The 20,275-nt window shown below is 71.3% G+C and carries 18 protein-coding genes; 9 read left to right on the plus strand and 9 right to left on the minus strand.

The window, feature by feature from the left end:
• The first annotated feature begins 19 nt into the window (after positions 1-19).
• Positions 20-835: an NAD(P)H-binding protein gene (locus tag ABZ822_RS13375; protein WP_360851676.1), complete on the plus strand. Its 816-nt coding sequence runs from the start codon at positions 20-22 to the stop codon at positions 833-835.
• A 112-nt stretch (positions 836-947) separates the two neighbouring features.
• Here the strand turns inward: ABZ822_RS13375 and ABZ822_RS13380 are convergent, their stop codons facing one another.
• A complete protein-coding gene (locus ABZ822_RS13380; RefSeq protein WP_360851679.1) occupies positions 948-1,397 on the minus strand; it encodes a DUF192 domain-containing protein in 450 nt (149 codons plus the stop codon).
• Between the two features lie 257 nt (positions 1,398-1,654).
• Here ABZ822_RS13380 and ABZ822_RS13385 point away from each other — a divergent pair, with 257 nt between their 5' ends.
• Entirely contained in the window at positions 1,655-2,548 is an 894-nt protein-coding gene (locus ABZ822_RS13385; protein ID WP_360851682.1) for a prepilin peptidase, read from the plus strand.
• Between the two features lie 246 nt (positions 2,549-2,794).
• On the opposite strand, the gene mgrA is transcribed toward ABZ822_RS13385, so the two are convergent.
• The gene (gene mgrA / locus ABZ822_RS13390; protein WP_360851685.1) at positions 2,795-3,832 is read right to left on the minus strand and encodes an L-glyceraldehyde 3-phosphate reductase; all 1,038 of its coding nucleotides are present in this window, start codon (positions 3,830-3,832) and stop codon (positions 2,795-2,797) included.
• Between the two features lie 121 nt (positions 3,833-3,953).
• Between mgrA and ABZ822_RS13395 the strand changes: the two genes are divergently transcribed.
• The 4 genes from ABZ822_RS13395 to ABZ822_RS13410 all read left to right on the plus strand — a co-directional run bounded on the left by ABZ822_RS13395 (position 3,954) and on the right by ABZ822_RS13410 (position 9,296).
• Complete coding sequence (locus ABZ822_RS13395; protein ID WP_360851688.1) at positions 3,954-4,715, plus strand: isoprenyl transferase; 762 nt, start codon at positions 3,954-3,956, stop codon at positions 4,713-4,715.
• A gap of 531 nt (positions 4,716-5,246) precedes the next feature.
• Positions 5,247-6,584 (plus strand): PhoH family protein, encoded by a 1,338-nt coding sequence (locus tag ABZ822_RS13400; RefSeq protein ID WP_360851691.1) that lies wholly within the window; start codon positions 5,247-5,249, stop codon positions 6,582-6,584.
• Between the two features lie 463 nt (positions 6,585-7,047).
• Positions 7,048-7,749, plus strand: coding sequence for a lytic transglycosylase domain-containing protein (locus tag ABZ822_RS13405; protein ID WP_360851694.1), 702 nt, complete (start codon positions 7,048-7,050; stop codon positions 7,747-7,749).
• A 122-nt stretch (positions 7,750-7,871) separates the two neighbouring features.
• Positions 7,872-9,296, plus strand: a complete 1,425-nt coding sequence (locus ABZ822_RS13410; RefSeq protein WP_360851697.1) for an AI-2E family transporter — start codon at positions 7,872-7,874, stop codon at positions 9,294-9,296.
• Positions 9,297-9,409: 113 nt separating this feature from the next.
• On the opposite strand, the gene ABZ822_RS13415 is transcribed toward ABZ822_RS13410, so the two are convergent.
• Together ABZ822_RS13415 and ABZ822_RS13420 are read right to left on the minus strand one after the other, a co-directional pair.
• The gene (locus ABZ822_RS13415) at positions 9,410-9,943 is read right to left on the minus strand and encodes an alkyl hydroperoxide reductase (RefSeq protein ID WP_360851700.1); all 534 of its coding nucleotides are present in this window, start codon (positions 9,941-9,943) and stop codon (positions 9,410-9,412) included.
• A gap of 2 nt (positions 9,944-9,945) precedes the next feature.
• A complete protein-coding gene (locus ABZ822_RS13420; RefSeq protein WP_360851702.1) occupies positions 9,946-10,500 on the minus strand; it encodes a peroxiredoxin in 555 nt (184 codons plus the stop codon).
• 183 nt (positions 10,501-10,683) lie between these two features.
• Here ABZ822_RS13420 and ABZ822_RS13425 point away from each other — a divergent pair, with 183 nt between their 5' ends.
• Positions 10,684-11,613, plus strand: coding sequence for a LysR substrate-binding domain-containing protein (locus ABZ822_RS13425; protein WP_360851705.1), 930 nt, complete (start codon positions 10,684-10,686; stop codon positions 11,611-11,613).
• Between the two features lie 364 nt (positions 11,614-11,977).
• A complete protein-coding gene (locus ABZ822_RS13430; RefSeq protein WP_360851707.1) occupies positions 11,978-12,658 on the plus strand; it encodes a triacylglycerol lipase in 681 nt (226 codons plus the stop codon).
• A gap of 74 nt (positions 12,659-12,732) precedes the next feature.
• Here ABZ822_RS13430 and ABZ822_RS13435 read toward each other — a convergent pair whose 3' ends face one another.
• The 5 genes from ABZ822_RS13435 to ABZ822_RS13455 all read right to left on the minus strand — a co-directional run bounded on the left by ABZ822_RS13435 (position 12,733) and on the right by ABZ822_RS13455 (position 17,741).
• Positions 12,733-15,105: an FtsX-like permease family protein gene (locus tag ABZ822_RS13435; protein WP_360851709.1), complete on the minus strand. Its 2,373-nt coding sequence runs from the start codon at positions 15,103-15,105 to the stop codon at positions 12,733-12,735.
• 8 nt (positions 15,106-15,113) lie between these two features.
• Entirely contained in the window at positions 15,114-15,800 is a 687-nt protein-coding gene (locus ABZ822_RS13440; protein WP_360851712.1) for an ABC transporter ATP-binding protein, read from the minus strand.
• Positions 15,797-16,321: a PadR family transcriptional regulator gene (locus ABZ822_RS13445; RefSeq protein WP_360851715.1), complete on the minus strand. Its 525-nt coding sequence runs from the start codon at positions 16,319-16,321 to the stop codon at positions 15,797-15,799. Before ABZ822_RS13445 ends, ABZ822_RS13440 begins: the two co-directional genes overlap by 4 nt.
• 180 nt (positions 16,322-16,501) lie before the next feature.
• Positions 16,502-16,810, minus strand: coding sequence for a hypothetical protein (locus ABZ822_RS13450; protein ID WP_360851718.1), 309 nt, complete (start codon positions 16,808-16,810; stop codon positions 16,502-16,504).
• 10 nt (positions 16,811-16,820) lie between these two features.
• Positions 16,821-17,741, minus strand: a complete 921-nt coding sequence (locus ABZ822_RS13455) for an SPFH domain-containing protein (RefSeq protein ID WP_360851721.1) — start codon at positions 17,739-17,741, stop codon at positions 16,821-16,823.
• A gap of 229 nt (positions 17,742-17,970) precedes the next feature.
• Here ABZ822_RS13455 and ABZ822_RS13460 point away from each other — a divergent pair, with 229 nt between their 5' ends.
• Positions 17,971-20,211, plus strand: coding sequence for a transglycosylase domain-containing protein (locus ABZ822_RS13460; RefSeq protein ID WP_360851724.1), 2,241 nt, complete (start codon positions 17,971-17,973; stop codon positions 20,209-20,211).
• Positions 20,212-20,275 lie beyond the last annotated feature (64 nt).

A 20,275-nucleotide genomic window follows, 5' to 3' on the forward strand; every position in this document is an offset into this window, starting at 1 on the left:
CCGCCAGGAGGTGTGATCCGTGAACGGACCGATTCTCGTGACCGGCGGTACCGGGACGCTCGGACGCGCCGTCGTCCGGCGGCTCCTCGACGACGGCAGGACGGTGCGGCTGCTGAGCCGCCGGACGCGACCGGCCGACGACACCGCCCCGTACGAGTGGGCCACCGGCGACATCCGCACCGGTGCGGGGCTCGACCGGGCCGTCGCGGGCACGGACACGATCGTGCACTGCGCGACCACCGGGGGCCGGGGCGACGTCGAGGGCACGCGCCGGCTGATCGAGGCGGCGCGCGGGCAGGGCGGCACCCCGCACCTCGTCTACATCTCGATCGTCGGCATCGACACCATCCCGTTCCGCTACTACCGCGCCAAGCTGGCCGCGGAGCGGCTGATCGAAGCGTCGGGACTGCCGTGGACGGTGCTGCGCACGACCCAGTTCCACGACCTGATCGCCATGGTCACGGACGCGCAGCGGCGGCTGCCGGTGACGCTGTCGCTGTCGGGCGTCCGCCTCCAGCCCGTCGAGGTCCGAGAGGTGGCCGACCGCCTCGCCGGACTCGCCGCCGGGGAACCGGCGGGCCACGTCCCCGACATGGGAGGCCCGGAGGTCCGTACGCTCACCGACCTCGCCCGCGCCTGTCTCGCGGCGGCGGGGCGCCGCCGCAGGGTGGTGCCCCTGTGGCTGCCCGGCAGAACGCTGCGCGCCGTACGCCGGGGGGACATCCTGACGCCGGAGCGCGCCGTCGGGCGCGGCACGTTCGAGGACTTCCTCGCGGCGCGCGGCGGCGGGGCGGCCGCCTCGGGCGCGGGCCCGTCCCAGCGGAAGCAGGGATAGGACCGCAGCCGGGTCGCAACGGGAGCGACCACGGCCGGGGCACAGCGCGACCACGGCCGGGGCACAGCGCGACCACGGCCGGGTGCCGTTCCGAGGGGTGACGGAGGCTTCGCTACGGCACCGCGGGCGGGGTCACGCCGACGACCTCGACGCGCGCGCCCGCTCGCAGCCCCCAGCGCTCCATCGCCCCGGCCTCCGCCTCCAGCACGTGGCGCGAGCGCAGCCTCGGGAGCCCGAGACGGCCGGGCGGCATGGTCCGTACGGCGAGGACGCGCAGACGGCGGTCGAGATACGCGACGTCGATGGCGAACCGCATCCGGAACGTGTGCACGCTGCCGGCGGGGCTGAGGAGGATCGCGCCGTCGAGGCCGTCCCGTCCGAGCAGCCCGCGGGTACGGGCCCGGTAGGAGGCCGCGATCTCCAGCGGGATCCCGTCGCGGGCCCGGCCCCCCGTCCCGGCCGCCGGGCCCGCCGCCCCCTTCGCCCCCGCGTCCCCGACCCTGTCCCTGTCCGGTTCCGTGATACGCAGCAGCGCGACGCCGTCGTGCATGCGCTTCCCCATGGTCTCCGCCTCCCCCTGCACGCCGTGCGGTCACGCGTTCCGGCCGCTCCGCGACGAGCCTTCTACGCGAGGAGGCGCGCGGGCAAGGCGACCGACCGGAACGCTTGAGTCCGCCAACGGGCCCGTCCGCAGGGCCGGTTGGGTCCGCGGCCCGCCGTCACGGTGCACCGGAACCCGTGTCCATGGACAGCGTCGGCGCGGGGCGGACCGGGGACCAGGGCGGTGACCGCGGCGACCGCGGTCCGTAGGGTCGGGGGGTGCACCTGCTGCTGATAGCCCTCGCCGCCGCGTACGGCGCCGTCTGCGGACTCCTCGTTCCCCGGCCCGTGTTCCGCCTGGCCGTGGTGCCCGAGGAGCCGTGGCGCACCCGGTGTCCTGCCGGGCACACGATCACCGGTCCCGTCCGTGGCTGGCTGGGCACCGCCCGATGCCGCGCGTGCGCGGGAACCACCGGAGCCGACGTGACGACACCCGGGGCCGAAGCCGCTCCGCCGGCCCCTGTCGTCCCGGCCGCGGCGGAGGCTCCCGCAGCGGGCCCGGCCCCGGAATCCGGAGCCCGTACCGCCGCCACCGATTCCCCCTGGCGTACGCGCGCCGGGGGCTCCTACGGTCCGGCCACCGCGATGACCGGCACGGTGGCAGCGCTCCTGTGCGGCGGGCTCGCCGCCACCACGGGTGCGCGGCCCGAACTCGCGGTCTGGCTGCTGCTCGTACCGTTCCTCTGCGTCCTCGCCCTCGTGGACCTGGCCGTGCACCGGCTGCCCGACGTCCTCACGCTGCCCCTCCCCGCCGCGGCCGCCGCCCTGCTCGGTGCGTCCGCCCTGCTGCCCGGGCACGCGGGGTCCTGGACGGGCGCGCTGCTCGGCGGAGCCGGCCTCGGCGCCGCGTATCTGGTGCTGTTCCTGATCCACCCCAGCGGCATGGGGTTCGGGGACGTCAAGCTGGCGCTCACGCTGGGGGTCGCCCTCGGGTGGTACGGCTGGCCGCTGCTGTTCGCGGGCGCGTTCGCCGGTTTTCTCTTCGGCGCGCTCTACGGCGTCGGGCTGCTCCTGGCGCGGCGCGCGGGCCGGAAGACCGCTCTGCCCTTCGGTCCCTTCATGATCGCCGGGACGCTGCTCGGTCTGATGCTCGGGGGACTCGGCGCCGCCTGAGCCGCTCACGCGGCCGACGGTTCGGACAGACGAACGGGAGTGACGGCCCGGGCGTCAGCACGCGGCCTCCGCCATCACTCCCGCAGATCCCGGGCTCACCTCGGCCCAGCGGTTATGGTGGGGATCCCCCCTCGGGCCGGTTCGTCATCCCCCCCACGGACCGGCCCGTTTTCATGCCCGGACGCCTCCCGCGCCGGACGCCTCCCGCGCCGGACGCCTCCCGCGCCGGACGCGGCGGCCGGTGGCTCAGGTCCTGGCGGCCCAGATGTTCACGCCCTCCGTGGAGCGCGCCAGCTCCTCGATGTCCCGCAGCTCCTCCGCGTCAAGGGCGGGCGCGTCGAGCGCCGCGATGTTGGCCTCGAGCTGCGCCACGCTGGAGGCGCCGATGAGAGCCGAGGTCATCCGGTCGTCGCGCAGCACCCAGGTGAGCGCGAGCTGGGCCAGCGACTGCCCTCGCCGCCGCGCGATCGCGTCGAGACCGCGCAGCCGCCGTACGACCTCCTCGGTCAGCAGCCCGGGGTCGAGCGACTTGCCCTGCGAGGCCCGCGAGCCCTCCGGGATGCCCTGCAGATACTTGTCCGTCAGCAGTCCCTGGGCGAGGGGGGCGAACGCGATGCAGCCCATGCCCTCCCCCTCCAGGGTGCCGAGCAGCCCGTCGTCCTCGATCCAGCGGTTGATCATGGAGTACGAGGGCTGGTGGATGAGCGGGCGCACGCCCATCTCGCGCAGCAGCCGCGCCGCCTCCGCCGTCTGCTCCGAGGTGTAGGAGGAGACGCCGACGTACAGCGCCTTGCCCTGCTGGACCGCGGACGCCAGCGCGCCCATCGTCTCCTCCAGCGGCGTCTCGGGGTCGAAGCGGTGCGAGTAGAAGATGTCCACGTAGTCGACGCCCATCCGCTTCAGCGAGGCGTCGAGCGAGGACAGCAGGTACTTGCGCGAGCCCCACTCTCCGTACGGGCCGGGGTGCATGTCGTACCCGGCCTTGGTGGAGAGGACCAGCTCGTCCCGGTAGGGGCGGAAATCCTGGGCGAAGAGCTTGCCGAAGTTCAGCTCCGCCGAGCCGGGCGGGGGCCCGTAGTTGTTCGCCAGGTCGAAGTGCGTGACGCCGAGGTCGAAGGCGCGGCGCAGGATCGACCGCTGTGACGTGAGGCTCCGGTCGTCGCCGAAGTTGTGCCACAGGCCCAGCGAAACGGCGGGCAGCTTGAGGCCGCTGCGGCCCGAGCGGCGGTACCGCATGGAGTCGTAGCGCTCGTCGGCGGCGCGGTAGGGAAAGGTGTCTGTCACAGCTTCTTCCCTATCACGCGACGGTGACGTACCTCCTCGTCCCCGGGTTGGGCCAGGCACCGGGCAGCGCAGTAAGGTGCAAAGCCTGGGGGCCGTCAGTACGGAGGGGCTGGAGAAGAGGATGAACCTGCGCGACCTGGTGTACAGGCTTTACGCGCGCCGGGTGGAAGGCCGCCTCGACCATGCCCAGGTGCCCAAGCACATCGGCGTGATCCTGGACGGCAACCGGCGCTGGGCTCGTGCCGCCGGCGGCACCACCGAGCAGGGTCACCAGGCGGGCGCGGAGAAGATCCGCGAGCTGCTGGGCTGGTGCGCCGAGACCGACGTCGAGGTCGTCACGCTCTGGCTGCTCTCGACGGACAACCTCGACCGGCCCGAGGAGGAGCTCGTACCGCTGCTCGGCATCATCGAGGACGCGGTGCGCGACCTCGCCGCGGACGGCCGCTGGCGCGTCCACCACGTCGGGACGCTGGACCTGCTCCCCGACCGCACGCGCGCGGTCCTCAAGGAGGCGGAGCAGGCGACGGCCGGCGTCGACGGGATACTCGTGAACGTGGCCGTCGGCTACGGAGGCCGCCAGGAGATCGCCCACGCGGTGCGGTCGATCCTGCTCGAGCACGCCCGCAAGGGCACCTCCTTCGAGGAGCTCGCGGAGATCGTCGACATCGACCTCATCGCCGAACACCTCTACACCCGCGGCCAGCCCGACCCGGACCTGGTGATCCGCACGAGCGGGGAGCAGCGCCTCTCGGGCTTCATGCTCTGGCAGAGCGCCCACTCCGAGTACTACTTCTGCGAGGTCTTCTGGCCCGCCTTCCGCAAGGTCGACTTCCTGCGCGCGCTGCGGGACTACGCGGCGCGCCACCGGCGGTACGGGGGCTGACCACGCGCCGCTGAGGCCGCACCGGGCCGCCGCCCTCTTCCGGCTGACGGACGGGCATCCCCCGAGGCCCCGTGCTCCGCGTCGCGCTCCCGGATGACCGGCCGACCGCCCGTCCGGCACTCGGTGTCATGACGCCCGCCGTCCGGTGCGAACCCAAGGCGATCTTGAGCGATAGCTCCAATGGCGCAGGCCGGAATGTCGGATACGTCTATTTTTCTTCCCCGGAATCATGCGGCTCGCAGCCCTCGGCGTTGCGAAAAGTTCACATACGGGCCGTCATATGCCGTGGCATGGGGGCCTACCTTCGAGGGAATATCCCTTCCAGGTCGACGCCCGGTCCACGGGCGTCCGGCATACCAGCGGGTGGCATGGGGTCGCCCGCCCGGGAGGCCCTTTGCACACGGACGACCGCGCGTTTCGTGCGGACCACGCCGAGGGCCGGTGCACGGCCCGCGCATTGCGGCCCGAGCCCGGTCCATTCCCCGGCGACGCCGTCGCGCCCCGACCTCATGCGAGGGGGTTCGTCCACCCGTGGTGACCAGCATCAAGCGCCGCACGCACGACCGGCGCACCTATGTCATCGACACCAGCGTTCTGCTGGCCGACCCTATGGCCATGGCCCGCTTCGACGAGCACGAAGTCGTGCTCCCCGTCGTCGTGGTCACGGAGCTGGAGGCCAAGCGGCACCATCCGGAGCTCGGGTACTTCGCCCGGCAGGCATTGCGCCTGCTCGACGACTACCGCATCCGGTACGGGCGGCTCGACGCGCCGATCCCGACCGGGGAGCTGGGTGGCACGCTCAGGGTCGAGCTGAATCACTCCGACCCCACCGTCCTCCCGGCCTCGTTCCTGAACGAGCGCGGGCGCCTGGGCGACAACGACACCAGGATCCTGGCCGTGGCCAGGAACCTGCAGGCGGAGGGGTACGACGTCACGGTCGTCTCCAAGGATCTGCCGCTGCGCATCAAGGCGTCGTCCGTCGGCCTGCTCGCCGAGGAGTACCGGGCCGAGCTCGCCATCACCGACTCCGGCTGGACCGGAATGTCGGAACTGACCGTTACGGCGGAGCAGGTGGACGAGCTGTTCGCCTCCGAGGTCGTCCAGGTGCCCGAGGTGGCGGAGCTGCCCGTGCACACCGGTCTGGTGCTGCAGTCCGAGCGCGGCAAGGCGCTCGGCCGCGTCACGGCCGACGGCGGCATCCGTCTCGTCCGCGGCGACCGGGAGGCGTTCGGCATCCACGGCCGCTCCGCGGAGCAGCGGATCGCCCTGGACCTCCTGCTGGACCAGGACGTCGGCATCGTCTCGATGGGCGGCCGTGCCGGTACCGGCAAGTCGGCGCTCGCACTGTGCGCCGGCCTGGAGGCGGTCCTGGAGCGCCGTCAGCACCAGAAGGTGATGGTCTTCCGGCCGCTGTACGCGGTGGGCGGGCAGGAGTTGGGCTATCTGCCCGGCACCGAGGCCGAGAAGATGAGCCCCTGGGCGCAGGCGGTCTTCGACACGCTCTCGGCGGTGACGACGCGCGACGTCATAGAGGAGGTCGTGGGGCGCGGCATGCTCGAGGTGCTGCCGCTCACGCACATCCGCGGCCGTTCGCTGCACGACGCCTTCGTGATCGTCGACGAGGCGCAGTCGCTCGAACGCAATGTGCTGCTGACCGTATTGTCCCGGATCGGTGCCAACTCGCGGGTAGTGCTGACCCATGACGTGGCGCAGCGCGACAACTTGAGGGTCGGGCGGTACGACGGCGTGGTGGCGGTGGTCGAGAAGCTGAAGGGGCACCCGCTGTTCGCGCACGTCACGCTCACGCGCTCGGAGCGTTCGCCGATCGCGGCTCTGGTGACCGAAATGCTCGAAGAGACCCGCATTTAGACCGGGACGGCACGGAGGGTGCGGTCCATGCGGCCGAATCCCACTAGGTCCTGATCTGGGGCCACTTGGCGCCGCGCAGTTAAGCCCAAAAGCTTAGCCGCGCGGCGCTGTGCTGTCCCGGGGTTTCCGTAAAACCCGTGGTGCAAACGGGGTGTGAGCTTTCCCACCCAACACAGAATTGCCTCAGGATGCGGGCGTCGGGCAGTGTGTGGGTCCTGTCAGGCCCCGCATACGGCACACCAGCACCCCCAGCGGTGTTGCACCACACAACTCAACAGACGTTCGCCGTATGCCGCCCGAGCACCAAGCGGAACTCCCACGGGAGTTCGCACCGGGTCAGTGCCTCCCGTGACCAGCCGTTCCCGACCTGTACAACCGGGACCGGAACAAGGGGAAGCCAGCGCCAGGGGCACGATTGCGTCCGCGAGGTCACCTGAAGCGGGCGCTGCTGGAAGGAAACCGTGTGAGCCGGATCTCGGTCCGGGGATTCGCGGTGGCGTCAGCCACTGCGGTCACCACAGTCGGCGCCGTCGTGGGCGTCGCCTCGGGCAGCACCCAGGGCGGGGCGGCAGAGGCCGCCGAGCCGACCGCTGCCGACGCGACACTCCTCTCGGACATTTCCGCGGGGAACCAGACGCAGGCGCAGACCGCGTCGCTGACGGAGCAGGCGGACGCGCAGTCCACCGCTGCCGACGCGGCGGCGAAGAAGGCCGCCGAGGAAGCCGCGCGCAAGCAGGCTGCCAAGGACGCGGCGGAGAAGAAGGCCGCAGCGGCCAAGAAGGCCGCCGAGGAGAAGGCCGCGAAGGAGCGTGAGGAGTCGCTGAAGGCGGCCCGTTCCGCTTCGCGCTCGGACTTCCCGCAGCAGGCCTCCTACACCGTCGCCGAGGTCCAGAGCATGGCCCGGCAGATGATGCCGGCCGACCAGTTCCAGTGCTTCAGCAACATCGTGGACCACGAGTCCAGCTGGAACTACCGGGCCAGCAACCCCTCCTCGGGCGCATACGGTCTCGTCCAGGCACTGCCGGGCACCAAGATGGCCTCGGCGGGTGCCGACTGGAAGACCAACCCCGCGACCCAGATCAAGTGGGGCCTGAACTACATGAACAGCCGCTACGACAGCCCGTGCGGCGCATGGGACTTCTGGCAGGCCAACCGCTGGTACTGACCTCCAGCGGCATCGCGTACGACGGAGCCCCCGGCCCTTCGAAGGGCCGGGGGCTCCGTCGTGTCCCGCGCACCGGGTACCGTCGTGCGGTACGAAGCCGGGGACTGGGGGTTGAGGGAAGAATGTCCACATTGCCGCAGAGGCTGGGCGCATGGGGCTCGCGTCTTGGCCGTGCCGTGAGGCGGCTGGACGAGCGCCGTGCCGCCGCGGCCGCATCGGCCGCGCAGGACGACTACGGGGACAGGACCGCGGCCGCGACGGCCGGCGCCGTCCCGGGCCCGGCGGACGACCAGGACGCGCCGCCGGCCGCCGCCGACCACGTACCTGCCCCGCCCGCGTACGCGCCCGCCGTCGCCGCGAAGCCCGAGCCGTCCGCCGCCGTCCCCTGGGGGCTCCGGGTGGCGGCCGAGGCGAGCTGGCGGCTGCTCGTCCTCGCCGGAACGCTCTGGGTGCTGATGCGCGTCATCAGCGCCGTGCAGCTCGTGGTGCTGGCGTTCGTCGCCGCGCTGCTCATCACCGCGCTGCTGCAGCCCACCGTGGGGCGCCTCCGCAGGGCGGGCCTGCCGCGCGGCGTCGCCACCGCGCTCACCTTCATCACCGGTTTCGTGATCATGGGGCTGGTGGGCTGGTTCGTGGCCTGGCAGGTCATGGAGAACATCGACACCCTGGCCAAGCGCGTCCAGGACGGCATCGACGAGTTGCAGGCGTGGCTGCTACGGAGCCCGTTCCATGTGACCGAGGAGCAGATCAGCGACATCGCGAACAGCTTGCGGGACGCGATCGGTTCCAACACGGAGGAGCTGACGTCGGCCGGACTCGAAGGCGTCACCGTGATCCTCGAGGGGCTGTCCGGGATCCTGCTGGCGATGTTCTCCACGCTCTTCCTGCTCTACGACGGGCGCAGGATCTGGGAGTGGGTGCTGAAGCTCGTCCCGAGTGCGGCCAGGCCCGGGGTCGCGGGCGCCGGCCCGCGCGCCTGGCGGACGCTCACCGCGTATGTGCGCGGCACGGTCCTGGTGGCGCTGATCGACGCGATCTTCATCGGGCTCGGGCTCTATGTCCTCGATGTCCCGATGGCCGTGCCGCTGGCCGTGTTCATCTTCCTCTTCGCGTTCATCCCGCTCGTGGGTGCCGTGGTCTCGGGAGCCCTCGCGGTGATCGTCGCCCTCGTCACCCAGGGGGTGTTCACCGCGCTGATGGCGCTGATCGTGGTGCTCGCGGTGCAGCAGATCGAGGGCCATGTGCTGCAGCCGTTCATCCTGGGCCGCGCGGTACGGGTGCACCCGCTCGCCGTCGTGCTGTCGGTGGCCGCCGGCAGCCTGGTGGCCGGCATCGGCGGAGCGGTGGTCGCCGTGCCGCTGGTCGCCGTCACGAACACGGTCGTCGGCTATCTGCGGACGTACGCGCGCGAGCAGGCGCTGCGCACGGCCGTCGTCCCGCAACCGGTCGGCCGGATCAACGCCCCGGGTACGGCGACCGGCGCGCCCGTCGAACAGGCCCCGGCGGCGGCCTCGTCGGCCACGGCGCAGCCGGATGCCGGCGCGTAGGAGCCCCGGCCGGCACGGACACCGAGGGGGGCCCGCGGACCTGTCGTCCGCGGGGCCCCCTCGTCCATGACGCCGCTCCGGCGCGATCCCTGCCGGGCCGGAGCGTCAGGCCGTCAACCGGCCAGCGTGTCCTCGGCGTCCAGCGTGGTGGCGACCGCCTGGATCACCGAGGCGATCTTGAAGGCCTCCTGGACCGTCTCGCGGTCCACGCCCGCCTTGCGGAGCACCTGCTCGTGCGAGTCCAGGCACTGGCCGCAGCCGTTGATCGCCGACACGGCGAGCGACCACAGCTCGAAGTCGGCCTTCTCGACGCCCGGGTTGCCGATGACGTTCATCCGCAGGCCCGCGCGCAGCGTGCCGTACTCCGGGTCCGACAGCAGGTGCCGGGTCCGGTAGAAGACGTTGTTCATCGCCATGATCGCGGCGGCGGACTTGGCGGCGGTGTACGCCTCGGCGGAGAGGTTGGCCTTCGCCTCCGGCTCCAGCTCCTTCAGCACCCGCGGCGAGCGCGCGGCGATGGCGCAGGACAGCACCGTGCCCCAGAGCTGCTGCTGCGGCAGCTCGGAGTTGCCGATCACCGAACCGAGGTTCAGCCTCAGGTCCTTGGCGTAGTCCGGTATCGCGGACTTCAGCTCAGCCAGTGCCATGGTCACTCACCGGCCAGCAGCTTGACCGCGTCCAGGGTGTCCTCGCCCTTGCTCCAGTTGCAGGGGCACAGCTCGTCGGTCTGCAGCGCGTCGAGGACCCGCAGGACCTCCTTGGGGTTACGGCCGACGGAGCCGGCGGTCACCATCGTGAACTGGATCTCGTTGTTGGGGTCCACGACGAAGACCGCGCGCTGCGCGAAGCCGTCCTCGCCCTCGACGCCGCAGTCGCGCATCAGCTCGTGCTTGGAGTCGGCGAGCATCGGGAAGGGCAGGTCGCGCAGGTCGGCGTGGTCCTTGCGCCAGGCGTGGTGGACGAACTCGGAGTCGCCGGAGACGCCGAGGATCTGCGCGTCGCGGTCGGCGAACTCGTCGTTCAGCTTGCCGAACGCGGCGATCTCGGTCGGGCAGACGAAGGTGAAGTCCTTGGGCCAGAAGAAGACGACGCGCCACTTGCCCTCGTAGGACTTGTGGTTGATCTCCTCGAACTCCTCGCCGCTCTCCAGCGAGACGCAGGCGGTCAGTTCGTACTCGGGGAACTTGTCACCGACAGTGAGCACGCGCTCTCCTTGTTGCACCGGAAGTCCCTTTTGGGATCTTCCGTTGGGGGTTGGACGCCTCATACCCTTCCACAGCCTTGATTGATCGAGGAAATCGGTAGACTTGTTGATGTTGATCGGAGGTGGTTATCAGTGGCCGTGGGTGGCGTGACCGGGCGGACTCCCGGACGGATCGCGGGAGGGGTGCGTCAGCCGAGCCTCGCCCAGCTCCGCGCGTTCGCCGCGGTCGCCGAGCACCTCCACTTCCGGGACGCCGCGGCGGCCATCGGGATGAGCCAGCCCGCGCTCTCCGGAGCCGTCTCCGCGCTGGAGGACGTGCTCGGGGTGCAGCTTCTGGAACGTACGACGCGCAAGGTGCTGCTCAGCCCGGCGGGGGAGCGGCTCGCGGTCCGCGCCCGTACCGTGCTGGAGGCCGTCGGCGAGCTGCTGGAAGAGGCCGAGGCGGCGCGGGCGCCCTTCACCGGCGTGCTCCGGCTCGGCGTGATCCCGACCGTCGCGCCGTATCTGCTGCCGGCCGTGCTGCGCACGGTCCGTGACCGCTACCCCGAGCTGGAACTCCAGGTGCACGAGGAGCAGACCGGCTCGCTCCTGGACGGCCTCGCGCACGGACGGCTGGACGTGCTGCTGCTCGCCGTGCCGCTCGGCGCGCCCGGCGTGACCGAACTCCCGCTGTTCGACGAGGACTTCGTCCTGGCGATGCCGGAGGACCACTGGCTCGCCGGGCGCGACGACATCCCGCGCGAAGCGCTGCGCGAACTCGACCTGCTGCTGCTGGACGAGGGCCACTGCCTGCGCGACCAGGCCCTCGACATCTGCCGGGAGGCGGGACGCGAGCAGGGGGTCCCGGTGGCCACGAGCGCGGCGGGGCTCTCGACCCTGGTCCAGCTCGTCGCGGGCGGGCTCGGGGTGACGCTGCTGCCGCGTACGGCTCTGCGCGTGGAGACCTCGGGCAACGACCGCCTGGCCACGGGGGCCTTCGCCGACCCCGCCCCGTCCCGCCGGATAGCCCTGGCGATGCGCTCGGGGGCGGCGCGGGCGGAGGAGTTCGGGATGCTCGCCGCCGCGCTGCGCGAGGCGCTCCGGCCGCTGCCGGTGCAGATCCGCGAAGGCTAGAGGCGGCGCGACCGCCGCCGCACGGCTGCCGACCGACCGCCCCGCACGGCTGCCGGTGCGCTCCGGCGTACGACCCGTGCTTCCCCGCGCCCTCGCTCACGGCGCTCGTGCCCTCTCGCTGGTCTCGCGGCGCGCCTCGCTGCGTGTCATCGCGCCCTGGGGCGCGCCAAGTTGAGTACCGCCACTCCTTGTTAAGGCTTGGCCAGCGATCGAGAGTAATCCGTGTCACACCGGCCCGCTCGGGACGGCGGACCGGTGTGACGGACGGCGAACGGGGGCGGGTCCTGGACCGACCGTCCGGGGCCCGTGTCCCGCATGCGCCGTCAGCCTTCCGGTTGCACTCCGAGCAGACTTGGAGACCCCCATGCGCATCCGCGGACGCACCTGTTCCGTCGTAGCCGCCGCACTCGCCCTGGTGCTCACCCCGCTGGCCGCCGCACCCTCGGCGCACGCGGACGAGCCGGACCCCGTGTTGTTCGTGCACGGTTACAAGGGCGGAGCCTGGAACTGGTTCGACATGAAGAGCGACTTCGAGGACGCCGGCTACCCGGCCGACCGGCTGGAGGCCATGTCGTACGACGTCTTCCAGTCCAACGTCACCACGGCGGAGGAGATCAAGGCCGAGGTCGACGCGCTGCGTGCCCGCACCGGCGCCGACAAGGTCGACATCGTGACCCACTCGATGGGCGGCCTCGGATCCCGCTACTACATCAAGTTCCTCGGAGGCGACCAGTACGTGGACGACTGGGTCTCCCTCGGGGGTCCGAACCACGGCACGTCCATCGCCGGGCTCTGCTCGTGGGCCATCACCTCCTGCAAGGAGATGAAGGCCGACAGCGACTTCCTGACCGAGCTGAACTCCGGGGACGAGACGCCCGGTGACGTCAACTACGGCGCGTTCTGGTCGCATTGCGACGAGATCATCAACCCGGACGAGAGCACGATCCTGTCGGGTGCCACCAACAGCGACATCGGCTGCATCGAGCACGCCTGGCTGCTGGTGAGCGACACCGCCTCCCAGGTGACGCGGGACTTCGTCCGCTGACACGGCCCGTACGAGCACGGAACGCGCCCCCGCCATCGCGGCGGGGGCGCGTTCGTGCCTGAACAGCGGACGGGCTATTCGGTGCGCAGTCCGTCCGGGCGCATCATCCGCCACAGCGGCCCCATGCTGACCAGGGTGACCAGCAGGATCACCGCTCCTCCGATCCCCGTCATGATGCCGAGGTTCCACCAGTCGACGGCCAGCGGTTCGTTGACCATCTTCAGCAGCACCGCTCCCAGGGCCAGCCCGCCCACGACCGAGAGGCCGAGGCCCAGCACGACCGGTACGGCGGTCTGCCAGAAGACCGACCAGGCGATGGTCGGGCGGCGGGTTCCGAAGGCCACCAGGACGGACAACAGGCGCCTGCGTTCCCGCAGTTGCTCCAGCATCGACACGATCATGCTGGCCCCGATCAGGGCCAGGGTCGCGGTCGCCCCGATGAACAGCCCGCGCTGGATGGCGGCGAACTCCCTGCCCACCTCGGTCGGGGTGAGCGTCATGTCGTTGCTCAACGGAGAGAACCCGGCCGAGGTGTTGCGCACGTACTCGACGGCTTCCGGGTCGTCGGGGTCGAGCTTCACCAGGACGGACGTGGTGGCGTCCTTCACCCTTCCGACGTCCACGGCCGACGGCGTGGCGAAGACGCCGGTGGGCCGGTAGCCGAGGGCGTTCGTCCTGCTCTTCACCACGGGAGCGGAGGCGGGAACCCTCCACAGCTCCGGCTTGCCGCCCGCTTCCAGCCGCCCGGTGAGATCCATGGTCCCGCCGGGCTCGGCGAAGCCGTAGTCCCCCTCCGACGGTACGAAGAAGACACTGCCGTCCCGGCAGTCGCTGATGTGCAGGGACCGCCGGAGCGTGGAGCAATCCGCGACGGTGAGCGTGTCGATCCGGGTGTCGTCGGGGTTCTTCCCCTTCCGGACCTCCGAGGGATCGCTTCGGACGTGGGCCAGAACCTCGGTCACGCCGCGAGTGCCGCGGAGCTTGTCGACGGTCCGGTCGACCTCGCCGCGGCTGCCTGCCGGAGTGGAGATCTGCATGGACCAGCTCGTGTCCTGGCCCGTGTCCTCGGTGTTGCCCCGCTCCGCGCTGGCGAAGAGCATCTGGATGGCGATGGCACCGGCGACGGCGATGGTGATGCCGCTGACCGCACGGGAGGCCGTGCCGCTGCTGAGCTGGAGCCTGCGGGTCGCGAGCTGCCAGGGCAGCGGACCGCCGCGCATGCCGTTGACGAAGGACTCGACGAGCCAGGGCAGTACGGCCGTGACACCGGTCAGCACCAGCACGGCCCCCGCCGCGACCTGGTAGGTCTCCATGGGACCGCTCGCGTCGAAGCCCCCCAACCGGGGCAGCAGCAGGGCCAGTCCCAGTACGGGCAGGGCCAGGCGCCACCAAAGGCGCCGGCGGCGAGTGGAGGAGATCCGTACGACACCCAGCGGCTCGATGGTGACGCCGCGGAGCGCGAAGAGCGTGACCAGCACCGCGGACGCGGGGACCGCGACGGCGATCAGGAGGACGAGGGTGGGGGAGGGCGTCACATCGGAGGGGAAGACGGATGTGCCCCAGAGCGACAACGAGCCGATGAACTGCCGCCCCACCAGGAACACCGCCGAGCCCACCGCCAGTCCGGCGATCGAGGCGACCAGTGCCTCACCGGCGGCGATCCTGCGGACCATCCGGGCGTCGGCCCCGACCAGACGGAGTGCGGCGAGGCGGCGGTCCCGCCGCTCACCGCCGAAGCGCACGGCGGTCGCGATGAAGATCGCCACCGGCAGCAGCAGCACGACGCACGCGATGATGACCAGCAGTACGAGCTCGGGCGGGAGTTCGTTCTGCTCGTTCGGGCTCCCGAAGTGCTCGACGCGATCGCCCGCGTCCTTGGGAAGGGTCTTCGTGGCGCCCGCGTAGTAGGCCAGTTCCGCCGGTCCGCTCAGGCCGTCCTGGCCGATGGTTCCGGTGATGCGGTCGGGCAGGCGCTCGCGCAGCAGCTCGCCCTCGGGCGATTCCAGGAGGTCCTTGAGAGCGGGGGAGGCGATCATCTCGCCGGGGCCGGGGAGTTGCGTCAGCCCCGGCGGCACGGGGGCCTTGTCGCCGTCCGGGCGGACGACCATTCCGAGGACGTCCTGGTCGTGGAACGTGGTGGGGACGTCGACGACCTGGAGTGTGTCCTGGCCGGGCTTGGTGTCCGCCCCCCAGCCGCTGGCCGTGGAGCGCGCATTCGAGCGGGCGTCCTGGGCCGACAGCATGGACGGGACGGCGGACGCCGCCAGCAGCAGGACCACGCCCAGGCCGACGCCTATCGCGGTCAGCAGGGTGCGCGTCCAGCCCTCGCGGCCTCCGGACAGCGCGAACCGCGCGCCCATCGCGAGGTCCGCGGCCCAGCGGGTCACCCCTGCCCTCGGTGTCTCGTCCTTCTCCGTGGCCCGTGTGTCCGCAGGCCGGTCGGTCATGGTGCCGCTCATCCGACGGCCGCCATGTCCCGCGCGCGGCCGTCCCGTACGACGACCTCGCGGTCGGAGTACGCGGCGACGCGTGCCTCGTGGGTGACGAGGACGACCGCGGCGCGTGTGGTCCGCGCGGCTTCCGTGAGGAGCTGCATCACGCGCTCGCCGTTGAGGGAGTCCAGGGCGCCCGTGGGCTCGTCCGCGAAGAGCACGCTCGGCTCGGTGACCAGGGAACGGGCGACCGCGACCCGCTGGCCCTGGCCGCCGGAGACCTCGCCGGGGCGCTTGGCCCGCACATCGCCGACCTCCAGCCGCTCGAGCCACGTCAGCGCACGGGCCTCGGCCTCCTTGCGCTTCACGCCGTTGAGGCGGAGCGGCAGGGCGACGTTCTCCACACAGGTCAGCTCGGGGACGAGCTGGCCGAACTGGAACACGAAGCCGAACTCGCCCCGGCGCAGCGCGCTCCGCTCGGCGTCCGACATGGCGGACAGCTCACGGCCGCGGAAATGGACCGAACCCGAGTCGGGCCGGACGATCCCCGCCAGGCAGTGCAGCAGCGTCGACTTGCCCGAGCCGGACGGGCCCATGACGGCGACGACCTCGCCCGGGTGGATGCCGAAGTCGGCGCCGTCGAGGGCGGGTGTGGGGCCGTACGCCTTGCGGAGGGCGGAGGCGGAGAGCAGGGCACCGGTGGGGGTCACGAACGGACCTCCTTCGCGAGCTGGTCGAGTCGGGCGGCGGTCAGCTCCAGCCACCGCAGGTCCGCTTCGAGATGGAACAGGGCGTGGTCGCAGATGAGCTGGTCGGCGATGTCGCCGGAGGACTTGCGGCGGGTCAGCTCCCGCATCAGCCGCAGGTGCTCGGAGCGCTGGGTGTCCAGCAGGTCCGCGGCTCTCCGGCCGGTCAGCAGGGCGAGCACGACCTTGGTGTAGAGCGTGGACTGCAGATACGGCTCGGGCTTCTCGGGCTGTGCGAGCCACTGCTCGACGTCGGTGATCCCGGCGTCGGTGATCGCGTACCGCTTCCGCTCGGGACCTCCGCCGGCCTCGATGCCGTCGACTTCGACGAGTCCGTTCTTCAGCAGGCGCGACATGGTCGAGTAGACCTGCCCGTAGTGCAGCGGGCGATCGTGACCGAAGCGTTCGTCGAACGCGCGCTTCAGGTCGTAACCGTGGCGGGGGCCGGACTCCAGGAGTCCGAGCAGGGTGTGGCCAATGGACATGACGGTGACTCTACACCATGCGTATACGTGCAGTGTATAGACGGGCGGAATAGTTCGTTTCCGCAGGTCAAGGGGGTGTGGGAGGTGTCCGGCATCAAGCGTGGCGCCGACGGGTGAGCGGGCGCGATCCCGGGCGTCCGGCAGGCCGGAGCCCCGGGCGGCGGACCCGCCCGGGGTGCGCTACTCGGGCCGGGGCCCGGGGCCCCGCTCCGCGTCCCCGCCGGCCTCCGCGCCGGTGCCCTTCGGCGGCCGGCCGCGCCGCGGCATCGGCCCCGCCCCGCGGGGCAGCCGGCCGGTCTCGGCCAGCGCCAGGCGCAGCAGGTACTCGATCTGGGCGTTGGTGCTGCGCAGTTCGGACTCCGCCCAGCGCGCGATCGCGTCGTGCACGGCCGGGTCCAGCCGCAGCAGCACCTGCTTGCGCTGCTGCGGCCGCCGCTTCCGGTGCCCGTCGCCGCCCCCGGTGTCGCGGGGGAGTCCCTCGTCGGTCACTGAAGGCCCGTCACTGGTAGAGCGTGCCCGTATTGAGGACGGGCTGGGCGGCCCGGTCGCCGCACAGCACCACCATCAGATTGCTGACCATCGCGGCCTTGCGCTCCTCGTCCAGCTCCACCAGCTCGTGCTCGGTCATCCGGGCCAGCGCCGCCTCGACCATCCCGACCGCGCCGTCCACGATCTGGCGCCGGGCGGCCACGACCGCCCCCGCCTGCTGCCGCTGGAGCATGGCCGAGGCGATCTCGGGCGCGTACGCGAGGTGCGTGAAGCGGGACTCCACGATCCGTACGCCGGCGGCCTCGACGCGGGCGGCCAGCTCTATGGCGAGCTTCTCGGTGATCTCCTCGGCGTTGCCGCGCAGGGACAGGTCGTCCTCGTCGTGGGCGTCGTAGGGGTACTCGATCGCGATGTGCCGGACGGCGGCCTCGGTCTGGGTGGAGACGAACTCCAGGAAGTCGTCCACCTCGAAGACCGCCTGTGCGGTGTCCTCGACCTTCCAGACGACGACGGCGGCGAGCTCGATCGGGTTGCCGTACGCGTCGTTGACCTTGAGGACGGGGGTCTCGTGGTTGCGGACCCGGGTGGAGATCTTCTCCCGTGAGGTCAGCGGGTTCACCCAGCGCAGGCCGTCGGTGCGGATCGTCCCCACGTAGCGCCCGAAGAGCTGGACGACGCGGGCCTCGCCCGGCGCCACCATGTTCAGCCCGCTCATCGCGAAGAGCGAGGTGATGCCGATCACGACCCCGAGGACGATCAGCGGGACGCCGACCGCGGGCGTGCCGTCGCTGGAGACGGCGGCGCCGGCGATGACCGTTCCGGCTCCGGCGATCAGCCCGATGAGCCCCAGCAGCAGGGCGAGCCCGCCGCCGATGTCGCGCGCCGCGACCTCGCGGACCTGTGGTTTCGGCATCTGCGGTGCGTCGGACATGACATCCCCCGTCTCGTCTGGTGCGGCGCGGACGGCTCCGTGCCTCCTTAGCAAAGTGATATCACAATACGCTGCTGAGGCAACCCTCCGGGCGGTTCACATGTCAGTTCCTATGAGCGGGTGCTGATTGTCACGCCCGAAAAACCGAGATCGATTGATGTTTCACCCGAGTTGCGGTGTTAGCGTCGTCGGGTTTTGTGGCGCGACGGAAACTGGAGCTTTGACGGAAATGGGACGAGCTGATGCGCGTCGGGCGCGGGGACGCGGCGCACGCCGCGCGAGGTCCAGAAGCGGCATACGCCGCTTCTTCACCTGGAGGAAACTGCTCGGCAGCTTCCTCACCGTCAGCGCCCTCTTCATCGGCGCCTTCATGGCGCTGTATTTCTACGTCGACGTACCCGGCAGCGCCAATCCCCTGGCCCAGGCACAGAGCAACACCTACCGGTACAGCGACGGCACGGTCATCGCCCGCCGCGGCGAGGTCAACCGGGAGTCCGTCAAGCTGACCAAGGTCCCGCTGGACGTCCAGCACGCCTTCGTCGCCGCCGAGAACAAGACCTTCTACAGCGACAGCGGCGTCGATGTGAAGGGCACCGCACGCGGCCTGATCAACACCGTCACCGGCAAGGGCAAGCAGGGTGGCTCGACGATCACCCAGCAGTACGTCAAGAACTACTTCCTGTCGCAGGAGCAGACGGTCACCCGGAAGGCCAAGGAGCTGATCATCTCGCTCAAGGTCGACCAGCGGAAGTCCAAGGACGAGATCCTCGAGGGCTACCTCAACACCAGCTACTTCGGGCGCGGCGCGTACGGCATCCAGGCCGCCGCGCGCGCCTACTACGGCGTCGACTCCCAGGACCTGACCGCCCCTCAGGGCGCCTACCTCGCCGCGCTGCTCCAGGCCCCGAACCAGTACGACTGGACCAACGCCAAGTCCGACGCGTCCGTCCGCACCCGGGTCCTCCAGCGGTGGAACTACGTCCTGGACAACATGGTCGATATGGACTGGATGGACCGCGGCAAGCGCGACGGCGTCAAGTTCCCCGAGCCGGTCGCCCCCAAGCCCGCCCCGGGACTCGAGGGCCAGGCCGGCTATCTCGTCCAGGCAGCGAAGAACGAGTTGCTCGCCTCCGGCGTCGACCAGACGGAACTCGAGGCCGGTGGCGGCTGGGACATCACCCTCAACATCGACCGGAAGAAGCAGCGGTCCCTGGAGAAGGCCGTCAAGACCAGTCTCCTGAAGGACCTCGATCCGGGGAAGCGGAAGGCCGACCGCCACGTCCAGCCCGGGGCCGCGTCGGTCGACCCGAAGAACGGCCGGGTGCTCGCGTTGTACGGCGGCCAGGACTTCGTGAAGCACCAGATCAGCAACGCCACGCGCAACGACTACCAGGCGGCGTCCACCTTCAAGCCGCTCGTTCTGGCGGCGGCCCTGGAGCAGAAGGCCAAGACCCAGGACGGCATCCCCATCGCCGCCAACACCATGTACGACGGCACGAGCAAACGCCCCGTCAAGGGCAGCCCCACCCCGTTCGCCCCGCCGAACGAGGACGACGTGGACTACGGTCCGGTGACCGTCCAGCGGGCCATGAACAAGTCCATCAACTCCGTCTTCGCGCAGATGGGTGTGGACGTCGGTCTCCAGGAGGTCAAGGACACCGCGGCAGGCCTCGGCATGAACGACAAGGCGGGCGGCTTCGTCGTCCGCCCCTCCATGTCGCTGGGCGTCATGGGCGCGAGCCCGCTCGACATGGCAGGCGTCTACGCGACCCTCGACAACCACGGCAAGAAGGTCACCCCGCGCGTGGTGAAGTCCGCCGAGCGCGGCGACGAGAAGGCCGACCTGCCGGAGCCCGAGCAGGAGCAGGTCGTCGACCGGGCGACCGCGGACACCGTCACCTCGGTGCTGACCGGCGTCGTCGAGGACGGTACGGGTTCGGCCGCGCGCTCGGCCGGGCTGAAGATCGCGGGCAAGACCGGTACTTCGGACGACAACAAGTCCGCCTGGTTCACCGGCTACACCCCTGACCTGGTGACCTCCGTGGGCCTGTTCGGTGAGTCGAAGGGCGGCCGGCACGTCACGCTCAAGGGCACGGGCGGCGGCGGTCGCGTCGACGGCGGCAGCTACCCGGCGAAGGTATGGGCCGCGTACACCACGGGCGCGCTGCAGGGGAAGGACCCTGTGAAGTTCGACCTGGACACCGACCAGGGCGCCGCCATCACCCCGCCCCCCTCCGTCCCCTCCGGCACGACCGACCCCGAGCCCGATCCTGATCCCTCCACCTCGCAAGGGTCGGAGTCCCCGGACGAGCCGTCGCCCAGCGACCCCTCGCCTGACGACCCGTCGCCGAGCACGCCGTCGAGCCCGCCGCCGGAGAGCCCGCGTCCGCCGAAGCCGACCCCCCGCCCGTCGGAACCGCCGGGCCCGGGTGACGGCGACGACCCGCCGCCGCAGTCCTTGCAGGAGTGACGCGGGCCGGGGGCGCCCGGGGCTTGAAAGCCCCGGGCGCCCCCGGTTGTCGGCCGCGGATCGC

This window comes from Streptomyces sp. NPDC047108, from assembly GCF_040643575.1.
Taxonomy (GTDB): domain Bacteria; phylum Actinomycetota; class Actinomycetes; order Streptomycetales; family Streptomycetaceae; genus Streptomyces.

Bases quoted from the DNA above. Each gene is read 5' to 3' on its own strand.
- ABZ822_RS13380 (WP_360851679.1), bottom strand. From the start codon at position 1,397: ATGGGGAAGCGCATGCACGACGGCGTCGCGCTGCTGCGTATCACGGAA.
- ABZ822_RS13395 (WP_360851688.1), top strand. From the start codon at position 3,954: ATGAACCTGCGCGACCTGGTGTACAGGCTTTACGCGCGCCGGGTGGAA.
- ABZ822_RS13410 (WP_360851697.1), top strand. From the start codon at position 7,872: ATGTCCACATTGCCGCAGAGGCTGGGCGCATGGGGCTCGCGTCTTGGC.
- ABZ822_RS13415 (WP_360851700.1), bottom strand. From the start codon at position 9,943: ATGGCACTGGCTGAGCTGAAGTCCGCGATACCGGACTACGCCAAGGAC.
- ABZ822_RS13430 (WP_360851707.1), top strand. From the start codon at position 11,978: ATGCGCATCCGCGGACGCACCTGTTCCGTCGTAGCCGCCGCACTCGCC.
- ABZ822_RS13435 (WP_360851709.1), bottom strand. From the start codon at position 15,105: ATGACCGACCGGCCTGCGGACACACGGGCCACGGAGAAGGACGAGACA.
- ABZ822_RS13445 (WP_360851715.1), bottom strand. From the start codon at position 16,321: ATGTCCATTGGCCACACCCTGCTCGGACTCCTGGAGTCCGGCCCCCGC.
- ABZ822_RS13455 (WP_360851721.1), bottom strand. From the start codon at position 17,741: ATGTCCGACGCACCGCAGATGCCGAAACCACAGGTCCGCGAGGTCGCG.
- ABZ822_RS13460 (WP_360851724.1), top strand. From the start codon at position 17,971: ATGGGACGAGCTGATGCGCGTCGGGCGCGGGGACGCGGCGCACGCCGC.